This is a genomic window from Streptomyces sp. NPDC005931, assembly GCF_042871235.1.
GTDB lineage: Bacteria > Actinomycetota > Actinomycetes > Streptomycetales > Streptomycetaceae > Streptomyces.
In genome coordinates this window covers 411396-430654 of the sequence record NZ_JBIAIG010000004.1, presented here as the reverse complement: position 1 = coordinate 430654, position 19259 = coordinate 411396, and the positions used below count along the sequence as shown (strand labels likewise).

Genomic DNA, 19259 nt, shown 5'->3' with positions numbered 1-19259 from the left:
CCCCATCGAGACCCCGAGGAAGTCCGCCGATGACCGTGGCAGACCAGGCCCCACCGGGCAGCCACCCCGCCCCGGCGCCCGCCGTACGCGCGCGGCACCGCGACAAACCCCTCACCCCGCCGGCACCCCGTGCGGTGGACCGCCTGCGCGCCCTCGACGGGCTGCGGCTGCTGGCCGCGCTGATGGTCTGCTTCTACCACTTCGCGGGCAAGAACGGGGAGGTCGCCGCCTCCTGGGGGCAGTCGCCCGGGCAGATGTTCCCGACGCTGTCGCGCGCGGCGGTCTACGGCTGTCTGGGCGTGCAGTTCTTCTTCGTCATCAGCGGATTCGTCATCTGCATGAGCAGCTGGGGCCGGACCCTGGGCGACTTCTTCCGCTCCCGCGTCGCGCGCCTCTACCCGGCCTACTGGGCGGCCCTGTTCCTGGTGGGCGCCGCGTCGCTGGCCCTGCCCGTGGTGTTCCCGCCGCTCCGGGCCGACGAGTTCCTGATGAATCTGACGATGCTCCAGCAGCCGATGGGGGTGCCGAGGGTCCTCGGGGTGTGCTGGACGCTGTGGGTGGAGATGCGCTTCTACGTACTCTTCGCGCTGTTCGTGATCTGGAAGGGCGTCACCTACCGGCGCGTGGTGGTGTTCTGCGTGCTGTGGACGCTGGCCGGTGCCTTCGCCCGGGTCGCGGACAACCCGCTGCTGGACGAGGTGGTGATGCGCGATCACGCGCCGTTCTTCGTCGGCGGGCTGGCGCTGTACCTGATCCACCGGTTCGGCGGCGACCTGCTGCTGTGGGGGATCGTGGGCATGTCCTTCCTGCTGGGGCAGCGCTACTCGGTCATGGCGCTGTGGCACCCGGGCGCGCAGGGCGACTTCCACGTCGAGCCGTATGTCGTCCAGGGCATCGTGCTGCTCGCCTTCGCCGCCGTCGCGGCGGTGGCGCTGGGCTGGGCCCGCCGGGCCGACTGGCGTTGGCTGACGGTGGCGGGGGCACTGACGTACCCCTTCTATCTGGTCCACGAGCACCTGGGCTGGTTCGCCATCCGGGTGCTGCACCGAGGCCTCGGGGTGGGGCCCTACGCGACGCTCGCCCTGTCCGTGGCCGGTCTGCTGGCGCTGGCCTGGCTGCTGCACCGGTTCGTGGAGAAGCCCTTCGGGCCCCGGCTGAAACGGCTGATGACCGAGCAGGCGGCGCGTCCGAGGGGCTGAGCGCCGGGCGCCCCGGCCTGAGTCCGCCGGGGCGCCCGGGGCTGCCGCGTCAGGACTGGGCCTGGCGGATCCGGCGGACGACGCGCCGCACCGTCGGGTTGCGGCGCAGCGCCTCGGCGCGCACCGGGCTGCCTCCGGGCAGGCGCAGGCTGGTCAGGCGGCGCTTCTTGAAGTACTGGGGGTACTCGTCGAGGTGGCCGGTGAGCCAGGTGGCCACCTCCTCGCGCAGACCGTGGTGCTTGCGGGCCTGCATGCAGTAGCCCACCGCGCGCACCAGCGGAGCCAGCCGGTCCGCGAGCCCGGCCAGTTCCAGCGGCTTGCCGGCCTGGTCCCGTTCGGCGTCGGGCAGTGCCGCGTCGATGACGGTGAGCGGGATGCGATTGCTGTTCTCGTACGGCGTGATGCGTTCGAGCAGCAGGTCCGTGCCGACCCGGGCCACGGGGATGCCGTAGAAGGCGGCGGCGGTCATCAGGGCGGTCGAGAAGCAGCCGATGACCAGTCTCGGCCGCAGATGGGCGAAGAGGGTCTCGGCGAGGACCGGTTCGCTCAGCACGGTCAGCCGCACGCCGAGCTCGGCGGCCGTGGCCTCCAGCGACCTGTTGTACACGGCGGGCGCGCTGGGGTGTGGCTTGAACAGCACGTTCTCGTGACCGGCCCGGGCGGCGGCGCGCAGCATGCGCAGGTGCAGCCGCTCCTCCTCCTCCTGAGTGATGAGGTCGAGGGCGGAGAGGTACTGGCCGAGCAGCACGGCCGTGGGCCGGACGTCGGCGAGCAGGCGTTCGTCGAGGATCCGGGCGCCCTCCTTCCCGATCCCGGCAAGGACCTCGACGACGGCCGCATTGGGGACGGGCTCGGGCTCGACGCCGTACTCCGACAGCAGCATCGGGCGCAGGCCGGGGATCAGGTCCAGGTGGAGCACGCGGGTGATGCGGCTGCTCATGCCGTACGGGATGCGGTTGCGGGTGGGACCGTAGCTCATCAGGCCGTCCGCGTACACGTGGATCGGGCTGTCCGCGAAGATGTCGGCCACCGCGCGGGAGGGGTTGGCCTGGATGGACTCGCAGGCGATCTCCACGGGTTCGTCGCCGAGGTCCCAGGCGAGGCGTACGGCCCTCTCCCACAGGCCGGTGTCCTGGGCGCGCGGCGACCAGCCGGCCGGGTGGTGCGGGGAGATGAACGCGTTCCAGGAGCGCACCTCGTCGAACTCGGGGCGCAGCTCCTCGAAGCCGGCCATCCGGTCCAGCGGGGTGCCCACCTCGGGCACGGCGGCGGTGTTGCTGACGACCAGGATGCGGCGGTGGGCCGAGCGAGGGCCGAACAGACCGGCGCGGAGGGCGGCGGTGACGGTGGCGGCGGCGTACTGCGTGGCCGAGAAGAAGATCTGGGTCGTGCCGCTCATACCGCGACTCCCTTCATGCCGCCGCGTATGCGCCGCAGCGTGTGGACGCGTTGTTCCCCCATGCCGACGAGGGCGTCGGCCAGGTCCTGCTCGCTCATCCGGCCCAGCGCCTCGGCGGCCAGCTCCCGCAGCCTGGCGTGGACGCTGCGCTCGAAGCGGTGGCGGTCGCGCAGTTGGTGGGCGATGACGACGCAGTAGTTCCGCAGCGCCTTCGTGCGCAGCCGGTCCGCCTCGGGGTCGGCCTCGAGTTCGGCGAGGACGAGGTCGAAGGAGCGGAAGAAGTCCAGTTGCCGTACGTCACCGATCTGGGTGAGTGAGGTTGCCACACCCCGCCGGTAGAACACGCCGCGCAGGCTGGCGACGGCATAGGACTCGGCCCGGCGGTGCAGCTCCCAGATCCAGGGCCGGTCCTCGGCGGTGCGCAGTCCGTCGTGGAAGCGCAGCAGCCCCCGGTCGAGGAGTCGGCGGTGATAGATGCCGGCCCAGGCGTACGGGTAGTCGACCATGGTCGTGTCGTCGACGGGGAGGATGGAGCTGCGCGGATCGAGCGGGACGTGCCGACGGCCCTCGGGGGCCCGCTGCACGAGCCGTTCCACGCCGGTGGCCTGGACGTGGTCGGTCCGTACGAAGTCGACGTCGAGGCGTTCGATGGCGTCCACCAGGTCGGCCAGGTAGCCGGGGGCGAGCCAGTCGTCGCCGTCCAGGAAGGTGAGGTAGCGGCCCTGCGCCGCGTCGATCCCGGTGTTGCGCGCGGTGGCCAGTCCGCCGTTGCGCTCGTGCCGGATGACCTTGCTGTTCCCCAGCCGACCGGTCAGTTCGAGCAGTGCTTCGTAGGTCCGGTCCTTGGTGGAGCAGTCCTCGACGAAGAGGAATTCGAAATCGCCCCGGTCGTTGTTGACGAGGCTGGTCACGGTGTCCGCGACGTAGGCCTCGATGTTGTAGCAGGGGACGATCACGGACAGTTTCGGGGGGCGGTTGGTCACGCGTACACCTGAGCTCTCTCCGGGGCGAATCCCTGCGACCGTAAAAGACCTTCGACGCCGCTCATCAACCCCGCGACGGACATTGGGTGAACGGGAGGCAACGAGACGACCTCCATTTCCGTGGGGCGCTCCTCGGTCGATCGGATGATGATCTTCCCGGATGTCGGGAGGGGCCTGCGATATTTCTGTGCACGAACTTGGGCGGGCCGGGGGCATTTTCTCCGCCCAGCAGGCATCCTCCCTTCATGGCGACTGCGCAGACGATCCACGAGTACCCTCGCGAGCTGAACGACGTCCCCGGCTGGTTCTGGCCGCTCGACCAAGTGCTGTTCACCTGGTTCCTCGACTGGCAGGAGTCCCGCGGCACCCGCGGCGACCTGCTGGAACTGGGTGCCTACATGGGCAAGAGCGCCATCGTGCTGGGGCACCACCTGCGGGAGGGCGAGACGCTCACGGTCTGCGACCTGTTCGGGGCGGAGCCGCCGGACGACGCCAACCGGGCGGAGACCAGGAGGTCGTACGCCTCCCTCACCCGGCAGGCGTTCGAGCGGAACTACCTGTCCTTCCACGAGACGCTGCCGGTCGTCGTCCAGGCACCCACCTCCGTGATCACCGAGAAGGTCGCATCCGGCTCCTGCCGCTTCGTCCACATCGACGCCTCGCACCTGTACGAGCACGTCCACGGCGACATCGGCGCGGCCCACGACCTGCTGGGGCCCGAGGGGATCGTCGTCCTCGACGACTTCCGCAGCGAGCACACCCCGGGGGTCGCCGCCGCCACCTGGGAGGCGGTGCTGAACCGCGGTCTGCGTCCGATCTGCCTGAGCTCGCAGAAGCTCTACGGCACCTGGGGCGATCCGGAGCCCGTCCAGGACCAGTTGCTCGCCGCGCTGCGCGGCCGCGGCGACTGCTCGGTCACCGTGGAACAGGCCGCCGGCCACCGCCTGGTCCGGGCCCGCGCCCGTACGAAGACCATGCAGCCGCCCTCGCTGCCGCGCTCCCGGCACCACGCGCCGACGACGGGCACGGCCGACGGGGCCGCACCGGGACCGGACCGGGGCACGGGTGCGCCGACGGCCGGGTCCGCCACGCCGGGCCGGACGCCGGCCCGCACCGATGCCCGCACCCGCGCCCGCCGCCTGGCCGTGGACCTGCTGCCGCCGATCGTCACCCGCGCCGTGCGCCGCTACCGCGCCCGGACGGCCGGGGGCAGCCGGCCGAGGCCCTGACACCCGGGACCTGTACCTCGGCCCGGCCGGCGCGCGGAGTACCCGGCACGACCCGGCCGGCGCCGGCCGTCGGCGTCTACGCGCTCGCCACGGACAGCTTCGCCGCGAATCCCAGGAACAGCGCGCCCGCCGCCGAGGTGGCTCCCGCCGACAGGCGACGTCGGCGGCGGAAGGTGTCGGCGAGGCGCGTGCCGCCGAAGATGAGCGCGCTGAGGTAAAGGAAGCTGGCGAGCTGGGCGAGGGTGCCGAGGACGACGAAGGAGAGCGCGGGATAGGCGTATCCCGGGTCGACGAACTGCACGAAGAAGGCGACGAAGAACAGGATCGCCTTGGGGTTGAAGAGGCTGATGACCAGGGCGCGGCGGTAGGGCCGCTCCGTGGACACCGCGGCCTGCGGAGCCTCGGCCGCGCCGCTGTCCCGCCGGTCGCGCCACATCGCCCGGGCGGCCCGCAGCATCCCGACGGCCAGCCAGGTCAGATAGCCGGCGCCGGCGAACTTCACGATCCCGAAGAGCACGGCGTTCGCCTGGAGCAGCGAGGCGACACCGGCCGCGGACAGTGTCATCAGCACGGTGTCGCCGCACCAGACCCCGGCCGCGGCCCGGTACCCGCTGCACACCCCGCTCCGGGCGGCGACGGACAGCACGTAGAGGGAGTTGGGACCGGGCAGCAGGACGATCAGGACGAGGCCCGCCAGGTAGGTGGGGAGGTCGATGACGCCGAACACGAGAAGGAGTGTCGCACGAGGGCACGGCACTCCGTTCCCGGGGTGACGGGCCGGTTCAGAAGGCGTCCGACGGGACGTACGTGCCCCAGACCTCGCGCAGGGCGTTGCAGACCTCGCCCACCGTCGCCCGGGCCCGCAGGGCCTCGCGCATCGGGTACAGGACGTTGTCCTCGCCCTCCGCGGCCTTCTTCAGGGCGGCCAGGGCGGTGTCCACCGCCTGCTGGTCGCGCTCCGCGCGGAGCTTGGCGAGGCGCTCGGCCTGCTGGGCCTCGATGGCGGGGTCGACGCGCAGGGGCTCGTACGGCTCCTCCTCGTCGAGCTGGAAGCGGTTGACGCCGACCACGACCCGCTCGCCGGAGTCGGTCTCCTGGGCGATGCGGTAGGCGCTGCGCTCGATCTCGCTCTTCTGGAAGCCGCGCTCGATGGCGGACACCGCGCCGCCGAGGTCCTCGACCTTCTGCATCAGCTCGACCGCGGCCGCCTCGACGTCGTCGGTCATCCTCTCGATGACGTAGGAGCCCGCGAAGGGGTCGACCGTCGCCGTCACGTCCGTCTCGTAGGCGAGGACCTGCTGGGTGCGCAGGGCCAGGCGGGCGGACTTGTCGGTCGGCAGGGCGATCGCCTCGTCGAAGGAGTTGGTGTGCAGCGACTGGGTGCCGCCGAGCACCGCCGCGAGGCCCTGGACGGCGACGCGCACCAGGTTCACCTCGGGCTGCTGGGCCGTCAGCTGCACGCCCGCGGTCTGGGTGTGGAAGCGGAGCATCAGCGACTTGGGGTTCTTCGCGCCGAACTCCTCCTTCATCACCCGCGCCCAGATCCTGCGCGCCGCGCGGAACTTGGCGACCTCCTCCAGGATCGTCGTCCGGGCGACGAAGAAGAACGACAGACGCGGAGCGAAGTCGTCGACGTCCATGCCGGCCGCGACCGCGGTGCGGACGTACTCGATGCCGTCGGCCAGGGTGAACGCGATCTCCTGCGCGGGCGAGGCGCCCGCCTCGGCCATGTGGTAACCGGAGATCGAGATCGTGTTCCACTTCGGGATCTCGGCCCTGCAGTACTTGAAGATGTCCGCGATGAGCCGCAGGGAGGGCTTCGGCGGGAAGATGTACGTGCCCCGCGCGATGTACTCCTTCAGCACGTCGTTCTGGATCGTGCCGGTCAGCTTGTCCGCCGGGACGCCCTGCTCCTCGGCGACCAGTTGGTACAGGAGCAGCAGCAGGGCGGCGGGCGCGTTGATCGTCATCGACGTGGAGACCTTGTCCAGCGGGATGCCGCCGAACAGCACCCGCATGTCGTCGATCGAGTCGATGGCGACGCCCACCTTGCCGACCTCGCCGTGCGCGATCGGGGCGTCGGAGTCGTGGCCCATCTGGGTGGGCAGGTCGAAGGCGACCGACAGGCCCATGGTGCCGTTGGCGATGAGCTGCTTGTAGCGGGCGTTGGACTCCACCGCCGTGCCGAAACCGGCGTACTGGCGCATGGTCCAGGGGCGGCCGGTGTACATGGTCGGGTACACGCCCCGGGTGAAGGGGTACGTCCCCGGCTCGCCCAGCTTCCCCGCCGGGTCCCAGCCCTCGAGAGCCTCCGGCCCGTAGACCGGTTCGATGGGCAGTCCGGACTCCGACTCGCGCGCCATGGTGTGATGCCTCCCGCTGAGCGGTGAGCGGTGCTGCTCGGCCCGCTCGCCGTTACTCGTCAGTTACTCGCCAGTACAGACCAACCCTCCGACGGACTGTAGCGGTGGGCCGTGCGCCCGGTGGAGGGGAGCACGCTGGGACCTTCCTCACAGCCGCGATGGGACCTCGGTCACTCACCACCATGCCCCGTGGTTCGGGAGCGGTCACCCCGGGGGAACATCTCCCTCGACGGCCGGACGGGACCGGTGAGAGGGCGGGGGTCTTCGGTGCGGGGTAGGAGCAGGGGGCGGGCGGTCGCCGCGCTGGTGGCGCCGGCCACGGTGACCGCGGTGATCACGGGGGCCGCCGGCTGCACGGTACAGCCCGCCGACGGGGAGGGCGGGGGCCGGTCGCCGGTGCGCATCGAGCTGCCGAGCGGTACACCCTCCGCGCCGCGGGCCTCCGGCGGTGGCGTCGGGGCACAGCCCGGCGGGCCGGACGGCACACCGGGCGGCACACCGGGCGGCAGACCGGCCGGGACGCCGGGGGCGGCCGAGCGGGCGCGGGTGCTGTGGTCCCGCGGCGACTCGGGGCGCGACGTGCGCGAGCTCCAGGCCCGGCTGAGGCAGGTGGCCTGGCTGTTCCACGGGCCGACCGGGTTGTACGACGAGCCGACGGAGAAGGCGGTCCGGGGTTTCCAGGGCAGGCGGGGCCTGCCGCCGACCGGGCGGACCGACTCCGCGACCTGGCGGCGCCTGGTGGCCATGACGCGCGAGCCGGGGACGTGGGAGCTGTACCTGATGGGCGGGCAGCCGGCGGACGACCCTGATCCGCGGTGCAGGTCGGGCCGGGTGCTGTGCATCAGCAAGTCGAGCCGGACGCTGCGCTGGATGATCGGCGGGCGGACGGTGACGACGCTGCCGGTCCGCTTCGGCTCGGAGTACACGCCGACCCGGGAGGGTGTCTTCCGTGTCTACTGGAAGTCCCGCGACCACGTGTCCACGCTCTACGACTCGCCCATGCCCTACGCCATGTTCTTCAGCGGCGGCCAGGCGGTGCACTACTCCCCCGACTTCGCCGCGCGGGGCTACGGTGGCACGTCGCACGGCTGCGTGAACGTGCGGGACGAGAGGGCCATTGCCGCGCTGTACGAGCAGGTGCGGGACGGCGACAAGGTCGTCGTGCACTGGTGAGCGGGCGGTGAGGGAGCGCGGTTGCGCGCGGAGGGATTGGGGCGCGGGCGGAACCGGGGGAACGTGTCCCGCCCGCGCCAATGCACGAGCCGCGGGTACGGGGGGAACCCCGGCTCTGTGCGAGGGCCGATGACCAGTCGGCTCACTCATTACTGCGCCCCGGCGACCGAAAACGTCACACCCTCGGGTCGATTTTTTTTGCGACCTGCAAAACCGCAGGTCACAGGCTTGTGGAGGAGGGACACGCGGGGTGGGCCTACGCACCGTGCGCCGTGGGGCCGGTGAGGCGCGGGCGGCCGGGGACGCGGGGCGCCGGGAGGGCTGAGGAGTGCGGAGTGGGGCCGGTGCCCGGTGTGGCCGGGTGGCCCGGTGGTGTGTGGCGCCGGGGGTGGTGCGTGGGCGGCGGCATCAGTTGACGGCCGACGGCTGACGGCTGACGGCTGACGGCTGACGGCTGACGGCTGACGGCTCCGGCGTACTGCGGGTTGAGGGGTGGGGCGCTCGGCTGAGGAGGTGGGGCGCGCGGATCGCGGGTCAGCCGGGGGCGGGTGCCGAGGTGGCTGCGTGGCCGTGGGCGACCTTGGCGGAGGTGTCGCTTCCGGGGGCGAGCGCGGTTCCGCCCTTGCCGCCTCCGCCCTTGCCGGCACCCTTCCCGGCGCCCTTCCCGGCGTCGCCGTGTCCCTCGCCCCGGCCCGCGCCGGCCTCTCCGCCCCCGCCGTCCTCTCCGCCCTTGCCGCCGTTGCCGCCCCTGCCCGCGGACTTTCCACCGCCCGTGCCGCCGGAACCCGTGCCGTCCTTGGCCTCGGGGTCGGCCTTGGGCGTGCCCTTGCCCTGGGTGGCAGCGGGGGCGGGCGTGGTAAGGACGCCCTTGCAGTAGGAACCGACATGGGTGGAACCGCCCGCCGCGTCCTCCAGGGCGCGCCTGCGGCCGGTCCCGAGCGTCTTGCCGTCGCGCAGGTCGCGGCAGGCGGCGGCGAGACGGTTCCCGCCGCCGCGGACGGAAGGCACGGCGTCGTCGGAACCCGGCTTCTTCTCCGCACCGTCGGCGCCGTCGCCCCGCCCGTCCGTGCCGGCGCCGCCCGAGCGGTGGCCCGGGGTGCCCTCCGCTTCGCCGCCGCGCGTGCCCTGCGTCGGCGACGGCGGCGGCAGCTGCCGGCCCGGGCGCGTGGCGGTGGCCGAGACCGTGGCGGCCGGTTCGGGTCCGGAGCCTCCGGTCGGCAGCGGCAGCACTCCGGTTCCGGCCAGGACCGCGGCCCCCGAGACGATGCCGGCGGTCACCGCGGCGGCCAGACCCAGACGCAGGGGCCGTGCCCAGCGGGGCCCGCCCACCACGTCCCGGCCCCAGGCGCGCGGGGCGCCGGTCCGGACGAGGCCGGACTCATGCCCGTCGGTGACCGCACGCTCACCGACCGCGCCCGCACGCTCCGCGCGCACCGTGCGGAAGGCGGCCAGCGCGGCGGCTTCCCCGGGGATCTCCTCGCCGTTCGCGGGGGGTTCGGGGGTGAGCGCGCCGAGCGCCTTCGCAAGCCGTTCGGCCTGTTCCCGGGCGGCCGGATCGACGGCTTCGAGCGGCTCTCCGCTGAGCAAGCGCTCCGCCGTTTCGCGGTCCAGCCAGCTGTCGTGCTCGTCGGCCATCACATGTCCTTCTGCGTCCGCGCTCGCATGTGCGTCACTGCCGCGGACGTCACCGCGCGGCGGCGCGGTTCTCTCTGGGGCGGGAGTGCGTCGAGCACCCCGGCGGATTCCGGATCCTCGCCGAGCATCTCGGCCAGCCGCTTCAGGCCCCGATGCGCGGCGGTCCGTACGGCGCCCGGCCGCTTGCCCAGCGTCTCCGCGGCGGTCTTGGCGTCGAGGCCCACGACCACGCGCAGCACGACCGCCTCGGCCTGGTCCTGCGGCAGCCGGGCGATGAGGGAGAAGGTGCCGTCGGTGGCCAGTGACTCGATGGCCTCGCCGGCGGTGTCGGAGTCGGCTGCACGACCGGTCAGCTCGGTCTCGTCGCCGCCGATCGCGGGACGGCGCCCGCGCATGCGTATGTGGTCGAGGGCGCGGTTGCGGGCGATCCTGGCGGCCCAGCCCCGGAACCGGTCCGCGTCGCCGCTGAACCGCTCCATGTCACGGGCTATCTGCAGCCACGCCTCGGACGTCACGTCCTCGGAGTCGGGGTCGCCGACCAGTGTCCGTACGTACCCCAGCAGCCGCGGGTGCACCGAGCGGTACACAGTCCGGAACGCGGTCTCGTCCCCGTCCTGTGCCGCGCGCACCGCGGCGGTCAGCTCCGCGTCGTCCCCCAGCACCGCGTGCGCCCTTCTGCGCCTCGTCCGGTGCCGCTCGCGCGGACCGGGTTTCTCGCCGTTGTGGTTCCTCGGTTCATGGTGTGCGAATCTCGAGGCCGCGGGTGGTCGGTGTGGTCGTCTGCCGCCCTCCGCAGCCCGGCGCGAAAGGCACGTTACGGCCTGAAACCACTCGCCGTCCATGTCCGCCGAAGATGCAACTGACCCGTGACACAGTGAGGTGTGACAGAAAACGCACCCATGGCGCTGTAGAAGGTACGGGCCGCCGCGCGGCCCGTGCCGCGCGACGGCCGGGGCCTCTCCTGTGGGGGGTGGCGGCCCCGGCCGTTGCCTCGGCGGTGAACGCGCGAAGGCGCCCGAAGGCGCGGATGACCGTTTCTTCCCTGCTCACAGGTGCTGCCCTACGGGTTGGTGCCCCCCGGCCCGGCCGGCTTGCCCTGCGTGCCCGCGGTCCCGCCGACGGCGCCGCCGTCCGGGCCCTCGCCCCCGCCGCTGGTCTCCCCCGCACCGCTTCCGGCGCCGTCCGCACCGCTGCCCGCCGTGCCGTCCGTCCCGGAGGTGCCCGCCGTCGCCGCGGTGTCGCCGCCGGCGTTTCCGGAGGCGTCGCCGCCCGTGTTGCCCGTGTTGCCCGCGCCGGCGGAGCCCTCGTTGCCGGCCCGGCCGGTGGCGCCACTCGCGTTCTCGTCCGGCGTCCCGCTCGCGCCGGGCCGTGCCCCGGCCAGCTGTTCGGCGCAGTACGCGTCGACCTTCTTCTCGCCGCCGGCGACCGAGACCAGCCGCTTCCACACGGTCGCGTCCAGCGCCCTGCCGCGCCCCTCGACCAGCTCGTACGCGCGGCACAGCGCCTCGGCGTCCCGGGCGGCAGCCGACCGCTCCGACCCGCTGCCGGAGCCCGCGCCGGGGGTGCCCGGGGAGGTGCCGGCGGACGCGCCGGAGGAGGCGTGCGTACTCCTGCCGTCGTCCCCGGGGGTGTCGGTGGACGAGCCGGCCGCGCCGATCGCGGCGACCGCGACCCCGCTCAGGGTGAGACCGCCGAGCAGCACGGAGACCACGGCCTTCACCGAGTACCGCCCGAGCCGCCGCCCGCGCGGACGCCAGTCGTCCCGGCGCCGGGTGCTCGCCCGCGCATAGGCGCCCGCCTCCCGCGCGGCCCGGAACGCGGCCACCGCGCGCTGCTCGGCCGCGGCGTCCACACCGTCCCGGATCAGCGCGGTGGCGAGCAGCACCTCGAGGTCGGCGGCGTCGACGGACCGGTGGCCGCCGGGGGCGGGGGCGTCGTGCCCGGCCGCCCGGCTGCCGGACGGAGCGCCCTCAGGGTGCACACGCCGACGGCCGGACAGCCCGCCGTCGCTCTGCCGTTCACCCATGTCCGATCCCGTCCCTGCTCGATCCACTCGATCCACCCGGCCCGCCGCCGGATCCCCGCGGGCCACCGGCGGCACCCGTTGCGGCCGCTGCGATCGCTCCCGTTGCTCCGGGCACCCGGCCCACTGCGGCCGTGCTGCCCGGACCGACGGATACGTTCGGCGCATCCGTCCTGTTCAGACCATCGGCCGCGGCCGCCCCGGCCACGGTGCCGGGGCCGGGCGGCTCGCTCCGGGCGACGCCGCGAGGCATGCTCCGCGCGCCGTTCCGCCCGCCGTTCATTTCGACTCCCCCAGCGTCCGGGAAGCCTCATCCGTCACACCGTCGACGCCCAGCTGGCTCGCCAGGCGTTTCAGACCGCGGTACGCCGCCGTCCGTACGGCGCCGGGCCGCTTGCCCAGCACGCGGGCGGCGGCGGGGCCGTCGAGACCGACGACCACGCGCAGCAGCACCGCCTCGGCCTGGTCCCGCGGCAGCCCGCCGACCAGCTCCAGGGCGCGCTCCGTGGACAGGGCCTCCATGGCCTGCTCGTGCGTGTTCTGCGGCGCGGGCAGCTCCAGGACGTCCTGCTCCAGCGCCGACGACCGGGGCCGTACCCGCTGGCGGCGCAGGTGGTCCAGCGCACGGTGCCGGGCGATGGTCGCCGTCCAGCCCCGGAACCCGGCTCCGTCCCCCTTGAACCGTCCCAGATCGCGGGCGATCTCCAGCCAGGCGTCCGACGTCACGTCCTCGGCGTCATCGCCCACCAGCCCGCGCACATAGCCGAGCAGGCCGGGCTGCACCAGCCGGTACGCCACCGCAAACGCGGCCTCGTCCCCTGCCTGGGCCCGCTCGACGGCCGCGCCCAACTCGCCGTCGTGCGGCTGCACGCGGCGGGGTTCCCCTCGCTGGCCCAAGAAGCATCCTCGTCCGTACGGATTGCGTGGCGGGCTGCGCGGCGGGCCGCGACGGCCCGTCCGGAGCGGCCGGGGGTCGTGGCCGGCGTCACCGGCGCACGACCACCACCTCCGCGGCAGCCGTCACAGCCGAGCGAGCCCGCACCAGGGGGCGCACGAGATGCCACGCCCTCACGATCATCAGCGCCTGGCCGGCCGGAAGTGTCACAGCGCGTGGAGCGGTCCGGCCGTCACCGCGCCTGCGACGGCAGCGTGACGTCTGCGCCGTACGTCCCCTCGGTCCGCTCCGTGACCTGCTGCTCGTAGCGGATGGTCCGCTCGCCGTGGGGGATGCGGAAGGCGCAGCGGAAGGTGTGCGAGGTGATCCGGTGGGTCGCGGGGTCGAGGACGAGCGTCTCGTCGGCGTACTCCACGGTGATGGCGCTCTCGGGGGCCGCGACGCCCGCCGCGCGCAGCTGCCTCAGGGTGGGCCGCAGCTCGCGCACCGCCTTCTCCACGACGCCCCGCCCGCGTGCGGCGGACAGCGCCCCGGGGCCGGTACGGACCCGCAGCTCTACCCGGCCGTCCACCCGGGCCGGGGTGACGTCGCCCGGGCCGTACTCCTCGAAGGCGTCGAGCGCCGCGACCGGGTCCTCGACCCGGTCCGCCTGCTCGGGGTCGGTGAGCGGTCCCCGGGTCCAGGCGGCGCCGGGTCCGCCGCGGCGCACGTGCACGGTTCCGTCGACGACGTAGATCTCCTCGGCCTCGGCCACGCCCTTGCTGCTGGTGGTGGTGCCGGTGGAGTGCAGGGCCCAACGCTCGCCGGTGGTGCGGCGCACGGTGGCGGTGTAGGTCGCGGCGTTCTCCCGGCCCTGCAGGACCAGCCCCTCGCGGCCGCGTACGGCGAAGGTCCAGCCCTTCTCGCCGTTCATCGCCTTCCTCGCGCGGGCCAGGAACTCCTCGGCCGTGGCGGGCGGCGCGGGCACGGCCCGCGGGGTACCGGCGGTGGACGACGGGGCGGCCGGCGGCCGGGGGGACCGGCCGTCCCGGTCCTGGGAGCAGCCGGAGAGCGCCATGCAGGCGCCGAGGACGAGGGCGGTCGCCGTGACGCGCGGGCCGCGCCGGGCCCCGCTCACGCGACGGCCTTGCGGACGCGGCCGTGCAGGGTCAGGTAGAAGCGCTGGAGGGACTCTTCCGGGCCGCCGTCGTGGAAGCGGTTGCGCACCTTGCCGAGGGGGTTCCAGATCCGGCCGTCGGGCATGCGGACGCCCACCGGGCGGCCGAAGCAGGCCCGCTGGTCCGCGTCGAGGTCCACCCAGACCGCGCCCGCGCGGCGGACCAGCACCTCGCCGACGTAGGCGCCGAGCGCCAGCAGGGTGTCGTCGGCGTGTTCCGGGGCCGCGCCGCCCTTGCGCAGCCCGTCGATCAGACGGTCGACGACGCGGAGGCTTGCCACGGAGTAGTCCAGGGGCAGCCGGTGGCGGGCGGTGACGCGGGCGACGAAGGCCGCCGCGTGCGCACGCATCTCGCGGGCGCACGGCTCGCGCTCGTCCGGCTTCCCCATGGGTTCCCACCCTTCGCTCGGTCTGTGGGGAGGCCGAGACCGGCCCCCGACATACCAAGCGGTCGCTCCGCCCGGAACGTCACGCGGCACGTGCGTGTCGCCTCACACACCGCCAACTCACGGGCGCGGTAGACCCTTTCGGGCTCGGAGAGGCCAGGAACGGCAGTTGCGGGAGTCATGCCGGTCCGGCGGCCGACGAGTGACATTTGGCCATGGCTGAGCGCTGAGTAAGTGCCACCTGTGTGACAGGTGATGCTTTCGTGTTCCTTTTCTAGGGGTGGGGTAGTTGAGTCCTCGCAGGACCCATGCGTACAAACCGCTCAGTCTCAAGCGCCGGGCGTGGCTGACCGTCGGCGCCGTCGTCCTGAGCGGCGCGGGCGTCGTGACGTACGCGGTGGCGGGCCAGTCCTCCGCGCCGTCCGGCGCCAAGGCCAAGGTCCGCAAGCCGAGCGTGCAGACGCTGAAGCTGGAGAACCGCGGCGCGGGCCGCCGCGGACTCGACCGGCAGGAGACCGACCGCTTCAGCGCGGTCGTCGTCACCTGGGACAACCCCGACGCCGCCGTCAAGGGCACGCCCGAGGTGCGCACCCGGGACCTGGAGACCGGTAAGTGGTCGGGCTGGCAGGAGCTGGAGGCCGAGCCGAACCAGGCCGAGGGCGCGGAGGGCGAGCGGGCGGCGACCCGCGGCGGCACCGCCTCGGTGTGGACGGGCGCCTCCGACGGCGTCGAGGTGCGCGTGGTGACGGCCGACGGCACCCAGGCGGCCGGCCAGCCGTCCGGCATGGACGTCAAGCTGCTCGACCCGGGCACGGACCCGAAGGGCGCCCCGTCGGTGGACGGCATGGAGCCGGCCGCGTTCGCCGCGGAGACCGCGGAGCCGACGACGGCGACCACGGACCCGACGACGGCCGCACCGTCCGCCCCCGCCGAGACCACCCCGCCCGCCCCGGTCGAGACGGCTCCGTCCACCCCGGCCGAGACGACGCCCTCCACGCCGGCCGACACGACGTCGCCCACCGGGACCCCGACGGAGACGGAGACCTCGGCGCCGTCCTCCCCCTCCCCCACTCCCACCGTCCCCGAGCCCCGTCCCTCCACGGTCGTGAAGCCGCCGGTCATCACGCAGGCCGAGTGGGGCGCGTCCACGGACTACGACGGCACTCCGAGCTACGGCACCGAGATCAAGGCCGCCGTCATCCACCACACCGGCGTGGACGGCGACAACACCCTGTCCTGCGCCGAGTCCCGCGCCCGGATGCGGTCCCTCCAGCAGGCGCACTTCGAGCGCGGCTACTACGACCTCGGCTACAACTTCGTCGTCGACAAGTGCGGCCAGATCTTCGAGGGCCGCAGCGGCGGCATGGATCTCCCGGTCGTGGGCGCGCACAACGTCGGCTTCAACACCGACACGCTGGGCATCTCCTACATCGGCAACTACGAGAGCGCCCGGCCCAGCCGCGCCGCGCTCGACGCCATCGCGCGGGTCGTCGCCTGGAAGTTCGGGATGTACGGCATCGACCCGACCGGCCGGGTCACGCTGACCTCCGGGGTGGACGCCGGCGTCAGCGGCAACAAGATCGACAAGGGTGACTCGATCACCGTGCCGCGCGTCTTCGGTCACCGGGACACCAACTACACGGCCTGCCCCGGCCGGAACCTCTACCCGAAGCTGTCCCTGATCGCCGCGCTGGCCAGGACGCCGGGCATCTCGCACGCCCTGCCCACCTCGGACCACAACCGGGACGGTGTGAGCGACCTGGTGGCCGGTGTGCCCAAGGCCAACGCGGTGAAGGTGGTCCCGGGCGGCATCGACGGCCCGGTCACCTCGGCCACGGTCTCCCTCACCCAGAACAGCACCGGCGTCCCCGGGTCCTCGGAGTCCGGCGACGCCTTCGGCACCTCGACCGCCTGGGGCGACGTCAACGGCGACGGCTTCGCCGACCTCGCGATCGGCGTCCCCGGCGAGGACGACACCAGCGGCCACGCCGACCGCGGCGCGGTCACGGTGATGTACGGCCCGGCCCTGAACACCGGCTTCTCGTACACCACCTCGGGCGTGACGCAGACCGGCGCGAAGCTCGGCAGCACGGTCGCCGTCGGCGACTTCAACGGCGACGGCAGGGCGGACGTCTTCGCGGCCGGCACCGGCCGGGGCGGCAACTGGAACGCCCGCACGACCGGCGGCGCCACCAAGTACGGCACGCTCACCGGCTCCACCGGCGCGGTCTCCTACCTGGACGCCGCGACCGGCGACTTCAACCGGGACGGCTACGCGGACGTCGCGCTCAACTACCGCGACACCGGCGGCGTCGGCCGCGTGCTGCGGTTCGCCGGCTCCGCCACCGGTCTGGCCAAGGTGGGCGTCATCTCCGTCAAGGGCGGCCGTTCCATCGCCGCGGGCGACGTCAACGGCAACGGCTACGACGACATCGTCATCGGCCAGCCGGTCGCCTCGGAGTCCGGCGGCACGACGGCCGGGCAGATCACCGTGGTGCCCGGCACCTCGACCGGCTTCACCACCACCGGCATGGTGACGCTCCACCAGAACTCGACCTCGGTCCCCGGCAGCAACGAGTCCGGCGACGCCCTCGGCACCTCGGTGTCGATCGGCGACTTCGACGCCGACGGCTACGCGGACGTCCTGGCCGGCGCGCCCGGCGAGGACCTGAGCCGCGACTCCGTCAACCGCTCCGACGCGGGCAACGCGATCCTCTTCCGGGGCACCGCCTCCGGGCTGAGCGGCTCGGGCTCGGTCGCCGTCTCCCAGGACACCTCCACCCTGCCGGGGGCCACGGAGTCCGGCGACCGCTTCGGTTCCGCCGTGACCCTCACGGACCTGTCGGGCTACGGCCGCGCGGACCTGACGTTCGGCGCGGAAGGTGAGGACGGCACGGACGGCATCGCCCAGTACCTGCCGAGCAACAGCACCGGCCTCGGCTACGGCGACTCCCGCATCTACAGCAAGGGCACGCTGGGCACGCCGACGGACGGCCGGCTGGGCCAGACGCTGACGCCGTAACGACGCGCCGGCCACGGGCGACGGCCGGGGTCCCGACCACTGCACGGGACCCCGGCCGTTTCGCGTGCCCCCGGGACGTGCGGGCGCCGGCCGCGCCGGTGCGCCGGCTACGTCTGCCGGTACCCGCCCGTCGCGTCCCGGCACAGCAGCCGCAGCGAGCCGTTGCCGGTGTAGCAGCGGCGGGCCTCCTCCAGCGGCTCCCACAGGTGACCGTCGGGCGTGCGGACCCAGTGGTCGCCGCCCGAGGACCACCACTCGCCGCCGGTCTGACGGACGATGACCTCACCGGCGTAGGCGCCGAATCCCCGCAGCACCGTCTCCACGGCGGCGTACGGGGCCGACTCGCGGCGTATGTCCTCGATCATCCGGTCGACGCTCCACAGGCTGCGGGCCGAGTAGTCGAGGCGCAGCCGGGCCCCTTCCCGCATGGTCGACACCACGTCCGCGGCCCACCTGACCGGCTTCGTCGCCGCCGAGGGCCTGATCTCCTGGTGTGTCGTCACAGTCGTCACATGCACAAGAGCGTTCGACGGAACCGATTCGTCACCCGGCTCGCGCGGCCTCCAGCAACCGGCGCGGAACCGCCCCCGCACCGCCCCCGCACCGTCACAGGACCCTTCCGGCAGGGGTGTTGACACGTGGGTGACGCTTCCAAGATCCGCCGCGCTCCTGTTGACGATGAGCGTGTACTTGCATCTCCGCGCCGTGCCGCCCCCGGCCCTGCGCAACAGCCCCGTCTGGCTCCTCAGGTTGTTCGAGGACGACTGGCATGCCGTGCGCGAGCGGATCGGGCGGCACCGGGAGGAAGTCCTCGACAAGGGCTACCTCGACCAGGAACTGCTCTACGCGGGCACCCCCGGGCGCCCCGCGCACGACGGGCCGCCGGGCCACGTGGTCCTCGGCGGCCGTCCCGTCTCCCCGCCGGGGGCCGACCGGCCGCCGTTCCTGCTGCTGACCGCGGCCCAGGTCTCCCGGGTCGCCGCGTTCCTGTCGTCCGCCGACTTCGACGCGCTGTGGCGGCGCGCCCGCGACCGGCTGGTCCCGCGCTACGGCGGCCCCGAGGCGGAACCTGAGGCACGCGGCGCCTTCGCGGCGGCCCACCGCGACCTGACCGCGTTCTACGGGCACACGGCCCACGAGGGCGACGCGGTCGTGAAGTGGCTCCTGCACTGAGCCGGACCGCCAACCCAAGCCCCTGGGCCACTGCCCGGCCGCGCCCGCCGCCCCCTCAGCCGTCCCTGCGGGTGCGGCGGGACAGCGCGGCACGCAGGACGCGCCGGCCCTCCGTGGACACCTCCAGCGCCCGGCGCAGTCCGGCCGGACCGTGACCCGCCAGGACCTCCAGGACCGTGGCCTGACGGCGCAGTTCCGCGGCGACCAGCGGCGACATGCCCTCCGTGCGGCCCTCCCGGCGGGCGTCGACCGCTTCCGCGTCCTCGGCGGCGCCGTCCAGGAGCAGGTGGATCCGCAGCGCGGCCACTGAGCACGCGTCGGCCCACACCCGCAGCCCGTCGGCGGACCGCTCCGCGGGGGCGGCGGCGAGCATCCCGAGCGCGAGCGCCACGGCCTCGTCCCCGCCGGCCGCCGTGTCCAGCTTGCCGCGCACCTGCTCCAGCCGCTCGGCCCAGTCACCGGCGGCGGCGCCCTCGGCGAGGCTCCCCCACAGCGGCCGCAGCACCTCGTCGTCGCCGCCCAGCAGCGGCACGCACCGATCCAAACAAGCCAACCCGCTCACGGCCAGCCCGCGCTCATCGGCCTGTGCGATCAGTTCCACCAGGCTCATCCACGCCTCCCTC

17 protein-coding genes are annotated in these 19259 nt (G+C 73.7%); 5 read left to right on the top strand and 12 right to left on the bottom strand.

All coding sequences use genetic code 11. The features are described from left to right. Positions 1–29 precede the first annotated feature (29 nt). A complete protein-coding gene (locus ACFYOV_RS13035) occupies positions 30–1199 on the top strand; it encodes an acyltransferase family protein (RefSeq protein WP_389086482.1) in 1170 nt (389 codons plus the stop codon). A gap of 49 nt (positions 1200–1248) precedes the next feature. Here ACFYOV_RS13035 and ACFYOV_RS13030 read toward each other — a convergent pair whose 3' ends face one another. Together ACFYOV_RS13030 and ACFYOV_RS13025 are read right to left on the bottom strand one after the other, a co-directional pair. Next, on the bottom strand, positions 1249–2598 hold the full coding sequence (locus ACFYOV_RS13030; RefSeq protein WP_389086480.1) for a polysialyltransferase family glycosyltransferase: 1350 nt from the start codon (positions 2596–2598) through the stop codon (positions 1249–1251). Further along, positions 2595–3581, bottom strand: a complete 987-nt coding sequence (locus tag ACFYOV_RS13025; RefSeq protein WP_389086478.1) for a glycosyltransferase family 2 protein — start codon at positions 3579–3581, stop codon at positions 2595–2597. The genes ACFYOV_RS13030 and ACFYOV_RS13025 overlap by 4 nt, the downstream gene beginning before the upstream one ends. Before the next feature lie 245 nt (positions 3582–3826). Here ACFYOV_RS13025 and ACFYOV_RS13020 point away from each other — a divergent pair, with 245 nt between their 5' ends. Further along, positions 3827–4810 (top strand): class I SAM-dependent methyltransferase, encoded by a 984-nt coding sequence (locus tag ACFYOV_RS13020; RefSeq protein WP_389086475.1) that lies wholly within the window; start codon positions 3827–3829, stop codon positions 4808–4810. 76 nt (positions 4811–4886) lie between these two features. Here ACFYOV_RS13020 and leuE read toward each other — a convergent pair whose 3' ends face one another. Then, positions 4887–5537 carry a leucine efflux protein LeuE gene (gene leuE, locus ACFYOV_RS13015; RefSeq protein ID WP_389086473.1) on the bottom strand — a complete coding sequence of 217 codons (651 nt, stop codon included), beginning with the start codon at positions 5535–5537 and terminating at the stop codon, positions 4887–4889. 55 nt (positions 5538–5592) lie between these two features. Then, positions 5593–7173 (bottom strand): methylmalonyl-CoA mutase, encoded by a 1581-nt coding sequence (locus ACFYOV_RS13010; protein WP_389086470.1) that lies wholly within the window; start codon positions 7171–7173, stop codon positions 5593–5595. 303 nt (positions 7174–7476) lie between these two features. On the opposite strand from ACFYOV_RS13010, the gene ACFYOV_RS13005 reads away from it, so the two are divergent. Beyond that, a complete protein-coding gene (locus ACFYOV_RS13005) occupies positions 7477–8346 on the top strand; it encodes a L,D-transpeptidase family protein (protein ID WP_389087085.1) in 870 nt (289 codons plus the stop codon). 534 nt (positions 8347–8880) lie between these two features. Here the strand turns inward: ACFYOV_RS13005 and ACFYOV_RS13000 are convergent. The 6 genes from ACFYOV_RS13000 to ACFYOV_RS12975 all read right to left on the bottom strand — a co-directional run bounded on the left by ACFYOV_RS13000 (position 8881) and on the right by ACFYOV_RS12975 (position 14444). Beyond that, positions 8881–9981 carry a hypothetical protein gene (locus tag ACFYOV_RS13000; protein ID WP_389086468.1) on the bottom strand — a complete coding sequence of 367 codons (1101 nt, stop codon included), beginning with the start codon at positions 9979–9981 and terminating at the stop codon, positions 8881–8883. Continuing rightward, entirely contained in the window at positions 9981–10643 is a 663-nt protein-coding gene (locus tag ACFYOV_RS12995) for an RNA polymerase sigma factor (protein ID WP_389086465.1), read from the bottom strand. Before ACFYOV_RS12995 ends, ACFYOV_RS13000 begins: the two co-directional genes overlap by 1 nt. A 398-nt stretch (positions 10644–11041) precedes the next feature. Next, complete coding sequence (locus ACFYOV_RS12990) at positions 11042–12007, bottom strand: hypothetical protein (RefSeq protein ID WP_389086463.1); 966 nt, start codon at positions 12005–12007, stop codon at positions 11042–11044. Positions 12008–12283: 276 nt separating this feature from the next. After that, the gene (locus ACFYOV_RS12985) at positions 12284–12901 is read right to left on the bottom strand and encodes an RNA polymerase sigma factor (RefSeq protein WP_389086460.1); all 618 of its coding nucleotides are present in this window, start codon (positions 12899–12901) and stop codon (positions 12284–12286) included. Between the two features lie 230 nt (positions 12902–13131). Next, positions 13132–14016 (bottom strand): hypothetical protein, encoded by an 885-nt coding sequence (locus ACFYOV_RS12980; RefSeq protein ID WP_389086458.1) that lies wholly within the window; start codon positions 14014–14016, stop codon positions 13132–13134. Beyond that, positions 14013–14444, bottom strand: a complete 432-nt coding sequence (locus tag ACFYOV_RS12975; protein WP_389086456.1) for a hypothetical protein — start codon at positions 14442–14444, stop codon at positions 14013–14015. The genes ACFYOV_RS12980 and ACFYOV_RS12975 overlap by 4 nt, the downstream gene beginning before the upstream one ends. Positions 14445–14730: 286 nt before the next feature. On the opposite strand from ACFYOV_RS12975, the gene ACFYOV_RS12970 reads away from it, so the two are divergent. Beyond that, a complete protein-coding gene (locus ACFYOV_RS12970) occupies positions 14731–17463 on the top strand; it encodes an FG-GAP-like repeat-containing protein (RefSeq protein ID WP_389086454.1) in 2733 nt (910 codons plus the stop codon). A 107-nt stretch (positions 17464–17570) separates the two neighbouring features. Here the strand turns inward: ACFYOV_RS12970 and ACFYOV_RS12965 are convergent, their stop codons facing one another. Continuing rightward, positions 17571–17966, bottom strand: a complete 396-nt coding sequence (locus tag ACFYOV_RS12965) for a hypothetical protein (RefSeq protein WP_389086451.1) — start codon at positions 17964–17966, stop codon at positions 17571–17573. Positions 17967–18141: 175 nt separating this feature from the next. On the opposite strand from ACFYOV_RS12965, the gene ACFYOV_RS12960 reads away from it, so the two are divergent. Continuing rightward, positions 18142–18636, top strand: a complete 495-nt coding sequence (locus ACFYOV_RS12960) for a DUF1877 family protein (RefSeq protein ID WP_389086449.1) — start codon at positions 18142–18144, stop codon at positions 18634–18636. Between the two features lie 55 nt (positions 18637–18691). Here ACFYOV_RS12960 and ACFYOV_RS12955 read toward each other — a convergent pair whose 3' ends face one another. Then, positions 18692–19246, bottom strand: a complete 555-nt coding sequence (locus ACFYOV_RS12955) for a hypothetical protein (protein ID WP_389086447.1) — start codon at positions 19244–19246, stop codon at positions 18692–18694. Positions 19247–19259: the final 13 nt, after the last annotated feature.

Excerpts from the sequence above, each read along its gene's own strand:
- ACFYOV_RS13035 (WP_389086482.1), top strand. The coding sequence starts at position 30 with ATGACCGTGGCAGACCAGGCCCCACCGGGCAGCCACCCCGCCCCGGCG.
- ACFYOV_RS13030 (WP_389086480.1), bottom strand. The coding sequence starts at position 2,598 with ATGAGCGGCACGACCCAGATCTTCTTCTCGGCCACGCAGTACGCCGCC.
- ACFYOV_RS13020 (WP_389086475.1), top strand. The coding sequence starts at position 3,827 with ATGGCGACTGCGCAGACGATCCACGAGTACCCTCGCGAGCTGAACGAC.
- ACFYOV_RS13010 (WP_389086470.1), bottom strand. The coding sequence starts at position 7,173 with ATGGCGCGCGAGTCGGAGTCCGGACTGCCCATCGAACCGGTCTACGGG.
- ACFYOV_RS13000 (WP_389086468.1), bottom strand. The coding sequence starts at position 9,981 with ATGGCCGACGAGCACGACAGCTGGCTGGACCGCGAAACGGCGGAGCGC.
- ACFYOV_RS12990 (WP_389086463.1), bottom strand. The coding sequence starts at position 12,007 with ATGGGTGAACGGCAGAGCGACGGCGGGCTGTCCGGCCGTCGGCGTGTG.
- ACFYOV_RS12975 (WP_389086456.1), bottom strand. The coding sequence starts at position 14,444 with ATGGGGAAGCCGGACGAGCGCGAGCCGTGCGCCCGCGAGATGCGTGCG.
- ACFYOV_RS12960 (WP_389086449.1), top strand. The coding sequence starts at position 18,142 with ATGAGCGTGTACTTGCATCTCCGCGCCGTGCCGCCCCCGGCCCTGCGC.
- ACFYOV_RS12955 (WP_389086447.1), bottom strand. The coding sequence starts at position 19,246 with ATGAGCCTGGTGGAACTGATCGCACAGGCCGATGAGCGCGGGCTGGCC.